This window comes from Sulfuricurvum sp. (genome assembly GCF_028713855.1).
Taxonomy (GTDB): domain Bacteria; phylum Campylobacterota; class Campylobacteria; order Campylobacterales; family Sulfurimonadaceae; genus Sulfuricurvum.
On the sequence record NZ_JAQTNN010000020.1, the window covers coordinates 25,263 to 34,099 of the forward strand.

At 42.0% G+C, this 8,837-nt stretch carries 11 protein-coding genes; 8 read left to right on the forward strand and 3 right to left on the reverse strand.

The window, feature by feature from the left end:
* Positions 1-45: 45 nt before the first annotated feature.
* Entirely contained in the window at positions 46-930 is an 885-nt protein-coding gene (locus PHI47_RS13905; protein WP_299938674.1) for a cation diffusion facilitator family transporter, read from the reverse strand.
* A gap of 55 nt (positions 931-985) precedes the next feature.
* On the opposite strand from PHI47_RS13905, the gene cmoB reads away from it, so the two are divergent.
* On the forward strand, positions 986-1,879 hold the full coding sequence (gene cmoB / locus PHI47_RS13910) for a tRNA 5-methoxyuridine(34)/uridine 5-oxyacetic acid(34) synthase CmoB (protein WP_299938676.1): 894 nt from the start codon (positions 986-988) through the stop codon (positions 1,877-1,879).
* A 2-nt stretch (positions 1,880-1,881) separates the two neighbouring features.
* On the forward strand, positions 1,882-2,355 hold the full coding sequence (locus PHI47_RS13915) for a PaaI family thioesterase (protein WP_299938678.1): 474 nt from the start codon (positions 1,882-1,884) through the stop codon (positions 2,353-2,355).
* 2 nt (positions 2,356-2,357) lie between these two features.
* Here the strand turns inward: PHI47_RS13915 and PHI47_RS13920 are convergent, their stop codons facing one another.
* Positions 2,358-2,951, reverse strand: coding sequence for an MBL fold metallo-hydrolase (locus PHI47_RS13920; protein ID WP_299938680.1), 594 nt, complete (start codon positions 2,949-2,951; stop codon positions 2,358-2,360).
* Positions 2,952-3,119: 168 nt separating this feature from the next.
* Between PHI47_RS13920 and PHI47_RS13925 the strand changes: the two genes are divergently transcribed.
* From PHI47_RS13925 to argB, 6 genes are read left to right on the forward strand one after another with little or no spacing between them, the layout of a single operon-like run.
* A complete protein-coding gene (locus PHI47_RS13925; protein ID WP_299938683.1) occupies positions 3,120-3,419 on the forward strand; it encodes a nucleotidyltransferase family protein in 300 nt (99 codons plus the stop codon).
* Between the two features lie 54 nt (positions 3,420-3,473).
* Positions 3,474-4,289, forward strand: a complete 816-nt coding sequence (locus tag PHI47_RS13930; protein ID WP_299938686.1) for a ferritin-like domain-containing protein — start codon at positions 3,474-3,476, stop codon at positions 4,287-4,289.
* Between the two features lie 57 nt (positions 4,290-4,346).
* Positions 4,347-5,147 carry an NAD+ synthase gene (locus tag PHI47_RS13935; protein ID WP_299938689.1) on the forward strand — a complete coding sequence of 267 codons (801 nt, stop codon included), beginning with the start codon at positions 4,347-4,349 and terminating at the stop codon, positions 5,145-5,147.
* 11 nt (positions 5,148-5,158) lie between these two features.
* On the forward strand, positions 5,159-6,277 hold the full coding sequence (locus PHI47_RS13940) for a DegT/DnrJ/EryC1/StrS family aminotransferase (RefSeq protein WP_299938692.1): 1,119 nt from the start codon (positions 5,159-5,161) through the stop codon (positions 6,275-6,277).
* Entirely contained in the window at positions 6,274-7,188 is a 915-nt protein-coding gene (locus PHI47_RS13945) for a tetraacyldisaccharide 4'-kinase (RefSeq protein ID WP_299938695.1), read from the forward strand. The genes PHI47_RS13940 and PHI47_RS13945 overlap by 4 nt, the downstream gene beginning before the upstream one ends.
* Positions 7,172-8,023, forward strand: coding sequence for an acetylglutamate kinase (argB, locus tag PHI47_RS13950; protein ID WP_299938697.1), 852 nt, complete (start codon positions 7,172-7,174; stop codon positions 8,021-8,023). The genes PHI47_RS13945 and argB overlap by 17 nt, the downstream gene beginning before the upstream one ends.
* A 7-nt stretch (positions 8,024-8,030) precedes the next feature.
* On the opposite strand, the gene PHI47_RS13955 is transcribed toward argB, so the two are convergent.
* A complete protein-coding gene (locus tag PHI47_RS13955) occupies positions 8,031-8,717 on the reverse strand; it encodes an FAD:protein FMN transferase (protein ID WP_299938700.1) in 687 nt (228 codons plus the stop codon).
* Positions 8,718-8,837 lie beyond the last annotated feature (120 nt).

Sequence of the window (8,837 nt, forward strand, 5' to 3'; positions counted from 1 at the left end):
TTAACATAATTTTAACGGATTAATATTGATCTTGACAGCTAATTTTTAATCTAAATTCGCCTCTTCAGAATCATCATAAGGATCGAGGTGAATGAGTGAGTATACAGTATTTTCGGGAAAGAGATTTTTAAAAGCGAGTTCGATACGATCACCTACCATGTGCGCATCATACAATGAGGTGCTGATACTGAAAACAACATGAACACTAATATAAATTTCCGATCCCGATTGGCGTGTTCTAAGGTCGTGATGGCTGCTGATATCGAATTGGGAATTTAACAGTTTATTGATGTTTGCAACACTATTAGAATCCAGTGCTGCATCAAGAAGCATTAAAATACCCTCTTTGATCAGCGGAAAAGCGGAGTAAATCATATAAACACTGATCCCGATACCTAATAGGGGGTCGATAAAGGTATATTCGGTAAAAGAGATAATCACCAGAGAGACTAAAACTGCGCCATTGCTGAGTAAGTCAGTTTTGTAATGGAGTGCATCGGCTTGGATGACCATATTTCCCGTTTTTTTAGCCACATGATTAAGGAAAAAGACCAGACCAGCAGTGATAATCAGTGAGGCAATCATCACCCCGATAGAGATATTTAAATGTTCAATGATACTTCCCTGCACCATTTTAGAAATAGCGGTATACAGGATGAAAAGCGCTGAGAGACTGATAATCGTCCCTTCTATCACGGCTGCAAGCGGTTCAAGTTTACGGCGTCCGAAGTTGAAATTTTCATCCGGTTCTTTATCCGAATTGTGAAGGGCGAAGTAGTTAAAAAGTGAAACAACCATATCGAGCAGTGAGTCGATAGCAGAGGCCAGGACAGCAACGGAACCGCTGATAATCCCGACGGAAAGTTTAAAGGTCACCAATAAGAAGGCAACAATGGTGGAAATAAGGGTGGCTTTTTTTTCTATTCGCATGGCGCCATTTTAGCCTAATATGGATAAAATTTCGAGATTATTATAAGGAGTCATAATGGATTTAAGTGCAATTCGGCAAGAGCGACAAAAATGGATGACATGGAAAAATATCGCTCCTTTGCGTGATGCATTAAACCAGCTTCCTCTTATAAATACAACCGTGGATTTGGGGAACACTGTGAGCCTTAAAACCGATGCTGTGGTTGATATGCTTGAACTTGAACGGGTTGCACGTCTTATGATGCCGTGGCGAAAAGGGCCGTTTGATCTGTTTGGCCTTTTTATTGACACCGAATGGCGCAGTGATCTCAAATATAATTTTCTCCGCCCCCATTTTAATCTTCAGGGTAAGAAAGTAGCCGATATAGGGTGCAATAACGGCTATTATATGTTTCGTTTTCTCGAAGATTCTCCTGCTAAAGTCGTTGGTTTTGATCCTTCTGCTCTCTTTAAATCCCAATTCGATTTGATTAATCACTACGTAAAAAGCGATATTGTTTATGAGTTATTGGGGGTTGAACACCTCCCTTTATATGAAGAAAAATTTGATGTCATTTTTTGTTTAGGTGTTTTGTACCATCGAAGTGATCCGATATCAATGTTAAAAACTCTCACTCAAGGGTTGGAAAAAGGTGGTGAAGTGTATCTCGATACCTTTATCATAGACGGAGACGAACCTGTTGCCCTTTGTCCGAGTGAGAGTTACTCGAAAATCACCAATGTCTATTTCGTTCCTACGTTAAAAGCACTCGAAAATTGGTGTATGCGTGCCGGATTTACCTCTTTTGAGGTCTTGGGAACCGTATTGACAACATCGGATGAACAGCGTAAAACCGATTGGATTGAATCGCAAAGTCTTGAAGATTTTCTCGATCCTGCCGATAGTACCAAAACAGTTGAAGGATATCCGGCCCCGAAGCGTGGATACATACGGATTAAGAAAGGGTAATTTTGGCTAAAAATAAATCAGAATCATTGGAAGAAGAGCTATCTCAGCTTGTAATGAATCAGCAGACTTCGTTGAATACTCATGAGAGAATCAATACCGTTTACAGCGGTGAGATTGTACGGTTGGAAAAGGGATATGCGAAAGTAGCGCTGGAAACCAATGAAGCAATGCGTGCGGATGATGTAGGATTAGTACATGGAGGGTTTATTTTCAGTGCCGCTGATTTTGCGGCAATGGCATCTGTGAATGAGCCTAATGTTGTGTTAGCGGCATGTAATTGTCTTTTTTTAGCTCCGGTAAGAGTGGGTGATGCAGTCACGTTTGAAGCGACAGAACACCAAAAAGAGGGGCGAAAACGTAATGTTACCGTTCGCGGATTCGTCCATGATATCAAGGTGTTTGAAGGGGAGTTTAAAACAGTCGTGACCGAGCGTCATGTACTGCGTCTCGATCTGATGAAAAACGTGGAGGGGTAACGTTAAATCATTCGAAGCCAGTAGTCAACGTGTCTTTGTTCAGCGCGGACAGAGGTAGCGTTTCCATGCCCCGGATAGAGCGGCTTATCGAATGTCCATGTTGCAAACTTTTTCAAACTTTGACGCATTGCTTCACCATCGGAATAGGGAAAATCCCATCGCCCGATAGAACCTTCAAATAAAAAATCGCCGCTGAATATCACATCCCCGATCTCGATCATCGAACATCCCGGACAGTGACCGGGAAAATGGTGAAATTTGACTTCAATACCTTCAATTACAAAAGTTTGATCCCCGTTCACTTCAATATCCGGAGTCGATGGCGGTAATCCGGGCATCCATGAGCTGTTTTGCAGCAGCATGATATCCCCTTTTGGTGTATAGAGTGGTATATTTAATTTTTTTTGCAGTTCGCTGTTACTCCAAACGTGATCGAAATGCCCGTGAGTATTGAGAATCGCCACCGGATTTTTGACATTTGTCATGACCCAGTCAGTCGCTCCCATTCCCGGATCGATGATAAGGTCTTTTCCATCGATTTTTACGATGTAACAGTTCGTTTGATAGTCGCCCATAGGACGTTTAAGGATTTCCATAATAGGCTCTTTTTTAGCAAGATTGTAACATAAATAAAAAATGAGATTTTACCTTTGCTATAATGTTTTTACTTTAGATGCAAAATACAAAATGGTTTTATTTTGGAAAAAATTTAAAATAAAAGCAGTTTGAGTCAACAGTTTGATGAATATGCTAGAATACACTCCATGAATACACAAAATGAGATAGTAGAATTTTTGCAGAATAATCGCAAACTTCTTTTGGAAAGATATCACGTTACTAAAATAGGTTTATTCGGGTCATTTGCTCGTAACGAACAAAAAGAGACTAGTGATGTTGACCTTTTGATAGAGTTAGAAGAAGGGACGCAAAATATCTATGATCTGAAAGATTCTCTCAAACAATTTCTCTCTATAGCCTTTAATCGCAGTGTAGATATCGCCCGTGATAAATATTTAAAACCGTATGCAAGAGAACAAATTTTAAAAGATGCGTTATATGTCTAATAAACTTTTACAACTAAAAAATGATATTTTGAAATTAGTAGAATAACTGCACTAATGGAACTTTACACAAGTATCGAATCAATTTTGACTTCTCCAACGCCGCAGGAAAAAATTGCTGCGTTCAAAGTATTTTACAGTGCTTATCAAAGCGGTGACATTACCCGCACAACTGGCAATCATCCTATGGTTTTCACTTCTCCTTCTTACCGAAACTTTTGTACGGTAATCGACCCTAAAGAGGTTCCAAGACGTAACAAACTCGGTTCCAAACAGGGACAGATATTGCTGACTCATGCGATCGCCCATATCGAATACAGTGCGATCGATTTGGCTCTGGATGCGGTATACCGTTTTCGAACTTTGGGCGAAGAATTCGAGCGTGACTGGCTATCGGTAGCCGATGATGAAGTGCGCCATTTTGAAATGATCGAGGCTCTGTTACGGGAACTCGGGAGCTATTACGGGGAATATCCGGTACATGATGCGCTGTTTGAAGCCTCTATGCGGACATTGGATTTGCTTGAGCGGATGGCGGTAGTTCCGCGATATCTCGAGGCAAACGGGCTTGATGCTACTCCGTTGATACTTCAAAAACTTGCCCCGCATAGTGGCGATCCTATGGTTCAAAAGATTATAGATGCTCTTCATATTATTTTAGATGAAGAGATCGATCATGTCCGAAAAGGGGATAAATGGTTCCTCTATGCCTGCGAAGTGGAAGGGAAAAACAGCGATTCATATTTTGAGATCATCGAAAAACATTATCCCAACAGCTTTCCACGTAGAGTTGATATTAATTGTGATGCAAGGCGGCAGGCTGGATTTGATAAAGATGAACTGGAAAAAATTGCGTTTACAAAGTGTTTATAACTTCGTTGCCAAAATTAGTTATAATGCAAAATGTTAATACTAAAATAAGGTTATGTGGTGGGAAAATACGAGCTTATTAGCCGCTATTTGAGTGAATTTTTAAGTCAGGAAGTACTTAAAACCGGTTTGAAAAAAGTGGTTGTGGGTTTGAGTGGGGGGATCGATTCCGCTGTTGTAGCGGTGTTGGCACATCGTGCATTCGGTGATGATCTTCTCTGCGTCAAAATGCCTTCACACTATTCATCCCAAAGTTCACTCGATGATGCAGACGAGTTGTGCACCAGTTTTTCTCTCCGCTCAGAAACCCGCAGTATCGAGCCAATGCTGCGTGCGTATGAAACTCCCGATATGTCACCGCTTCGGGTAGGTAATCTTTCGGCTCGGTTGCGCATGGTAACCCTTTTTGATATTTCTGCACGTGAAGGTGCTTTGGTATTGGGAACGAGTAATAAGAGTGAATTGATGCTCGGATACGGGACGTTGTACGGTGATTTGGCAAGTGCACTTAATCCTATCGGAGATTTGTATAAGACCGAAGTATTTGAGTTGGCACGCTATTTAGGGGTTCCGAACTCGATTATCGATAAGCCTCCGTCCGCTGATTTGTGGGCAGGGCAAAGTGATGAAGCTGAGATCGGTTATCCTTATGCCGATTTGGATCGCGTGTTAAAATGTTACGTTGAGGAGCGTCATACGCGTGAAGAGATGATTACGGATGGAGAAAATCCCGAATTGGTCGATATGATAGTGACGCGAATATACAAGAATCAGTTTAAACGTAAAATGCCCGTAATAGCAAAATTGACCTCACGAACGGTCAATCATGATTTTAATTATCCCAGAGATATAACCCTATAAAGGAAAAAAAAATGAGTATCCCGTTTTATCGTGTGGAAGTCGGCGGAGATGAGAGAGAAAAAATCGATGAAGTATTCGATGGTGAAGCACCGAATATTATTGCTGATCTAGAATCGGCATTCGAATCGTATATCGGAGCTTCTTATGCTTTGGCAACATCGGACGGTACGGCAGCTTTGCATTTGGCTATGTTGGCGATTGATCTTAAGCGCGGAGACAAGGTATTGTGTTCAATTAATGCCTATCCTTCTGTCCCTGAAGTGGTGCGCCATTTCGATGCGGAACCTATTTTTATCGATATCAATCCCGATACATTTACCATTGATTTGGAGAAACTCGAAGCCTATTTGAGTGAAAACAAATCTAAAAAACTAAAAGCGGTAATCGTATCGCACATCGCCGGACAAAGTGTCGATTTGGATCGTTTATACACTATTGCAAAACAGTATGACGTCAAAATTGTAGAAGATGCTTCCGATGCGTTGGGTGCATCGTATAATGGTCAAAAAATCGGTGCTACGGGTGCCGATATCACCTGTTTTGATTTTAGTCCGCACTTACGCCGCAATGTATGTAACGGCGGGATGCTTGTTTGTGATGATGAAGAGATCATGGAAAGAGCACGTTTGCTTCGAAACCATGCGATGGTGGTAGATGACGAATCATTGGGATACATTTACGATGTAACTGATATCGGAAGTCAATACATGATGAGTCCTCTCGATGCGGCGACGATACTCGTTCAGCTTGAAAAGCAGGATGAAATTATCGAACGTCAGCGTGCTATTGCGGAAATTTACAATGATCGTCTTTCGGCTGCTCCTCACATCAAACTTCCTGTGGCGAATGATGAACATGCGTATTCTCTTTACATCATTAAGGTGGATAAGAATCGTGACTCTTTCGCACGTGAATTGGTAGCTCGCGGGATTGAATGCGGTTTGCATTATATTCCTCTGCATTTGTTGAGCTATTATAAGTCTAAATATTCATTACGGGTCAATGATTTTCCGATTGCGCTGCGCAGTTATCAGCAAGTTCTCTCTATTCCCAACTACGCGGCACTTAGCGATAATGAAGTGGATGAGATTTGTGACGCAATTTTGGACGTAGCTGCTACACGCGTTTGAAACGTTTCTGGGTACAGTGGGGTGAACGGTATCTCTATCACCCCTCGCTGATCCAAAAAATCCTCTCTTTTTTACTTTTACCCCTAAGCTGGCTGTATTGTTTGATCGCCTACCTGCGCTATCGCAGAAGTCGCCCAAAATCGATGGGAATTCCGGTCGTCAGTATCGGAAATCTCACCGTCGGCGGGAGCGGAAAAACACCGGTGGTCATTGAATTAGCCAAACGTTATGAAAAACCGGCAATCGTTTTACGCGGATACGGGCGTAAAAGTCGTGGAATGGTTGTCGTCAAAGACAAATCGACTATTCTTTGCGATGTCATTAAAAGCGGGGATGAAGCGATGCTTTATGCCCAAAGTCTTCCTAATGCCACCGTCATCGTGAGTGAAATCAGAGAACGTGGGATTGCTGAAGCCGTATCGATGGGGTGTGAAGTGGTATTCCTCGATGACGGATATGGTAAACACACGATTGATAAGCTCGACTTAGTGATTGATGTAGAGACTCCCAACCGTTTTTGTCTCCCCTCCGGTGCTTATCGGGAACGGTTGTGGTCTGGTAAGTGCGTTGTGATGCTGTATGAGGGTAAATCATTTAAACGTACGGTTACCGTTAAGAATCCAACGGATAAAATGGTTTTAGTAACGGCAATCGCACGTCCGGAGCGTCTTGATAACTATTTACCCAAAGTAGGTGAAAAAATCTATTTTGAAGACCACCATATGTTTACACAATGGGAACTCGAAGCAATCTTAGAACGTACCGGAGCAACAAGCCTCTTGGTAACTCAGAAAGACTTTGTTAAAATGTCGTCCTTTAATCTCAACCTCTCTTGTCTGGAACTCGCTATAGAGTTGGATGAAACGTTGATAACCACCGTCAAGGAATATACCGATGCAAAAAAAGATTGATACCGTAAAAACTCTGATGGACGCGATGCCGTTCATTAAAGAGTTTCGTGATGAGATAGTTGTCATTAAATACGGCGGTTCAGCTCAAAGCTCCGATGAACTCAAGGCTAAATTTGCCCAAGACATCGTATTGCTTCATCTTGTCGGAGTAAAAGTGGTGATTGTCCACGGTGGCGGGAATCGTATCTCTCAGCTCCTCGGTGATCTGAAAATCCCGACAGAATTTATCGACGGTGAACGTGTGAGTACCCCTGAAGTCATGCGAGTTGTTGAGATGGTTCTCAGCGGTGAGATTAACAAAGAGATTACCTCTCTCCTTAATTCTCATGGAGCCAAAGCGATTGGAATCAGCGGAAAAGATGCCCATTTCCTAATGGCAAAACCCAAAGACGAAGCTAAATTCGGTCTTACAGGTCGCGTTGAGCACGTTAAAGCCGACGTTATCCATAATCTGTTACGCGAAGGATTTATCCCCGTCATTGCTCCGATCGGTGCAGATGCTATCGTCGGTCATCCGGGATACAATATCAATGCTGACCTTGCCGCATCGGCTGTTGCTGCAGCGATCGGTGCATGCAAAGTAATCTTTATGACCGATACTCCGGGTGTCTTGAATAAAGATAAAGAGCTTTTTTCAACACTTACCGAAGCGCAAGTGGATGCACTCAAAAATGACGGTACGATTAGCGGCGGAATGGTTCCGAAAGTCGATTCGTGTCTCGAAGCAGTGGATGCAGGGGTGCAAAAAGCCCATATCATCGACGGACGGATCGAACACGCGATCTTACTCGAACTCTTTACCTCAGATGGAGTAGGGACACAGATTACACTGTAGAGTCTGTTTACAAAAGTGAACTTTTCATTTGAATATGTGCCGGTAATACTAGATTAGGGTTGACAAGCACAGCCGTGCTCCAGATACCCGCATCGATAGTGGTTGGAGCGAGAATGCTTGCTTGGGAATAGGAACCGGAAAGATCACTTGGTGTAACGATATGAGATATTTTCTCGGATTGAATTATGCTATAGCGTTTAGAATGACCTGAAGTACATAACGATGAGTCATATAACTCGACTTCCATAATATTTATGTTCGGATTATCCGGACTTTGGACTCCAACTCGCCATGGTTGAGCATGACATGTTCCAAAAGCGGCAATATCTCCACCAAAATTGATCAATGCCGACGTAATTCCCATCGATTGCAGCTGTAAAACACTTTGATCCACTGCATACTCTTTCACCAATCCACCCAAATCAATTTTAGTGATAGGATTTGAAAATGTCAGGCAGTTTCCTTTCAAAGACAAGTGCGATGATGAAGCAAACGGGAGAAGATTGTTTCTTTTGGCTTGATATTCATAGATTGAAGAAACTTTGGCTGTCTCTTTGAGCGTACCTGCCAGTGCTATATCAAAAGCACCTAAAGTTACATTCGTATAAAAGAGCGAAAGTTGTATGAATCCTGCCAACTCATCACTGAGAAGATGGGTATCGAATGAACGATAATTTAAGGGATAAATGTACAACCGATTTTAAAATGATAGTAATTTGAATTTAAAATGATAGTAACGTACCATTTTAACCTCTCATGAGTGCAAAACACTATCATTTCATATTCAAATAAAAATAATGCACAATCTACAGAT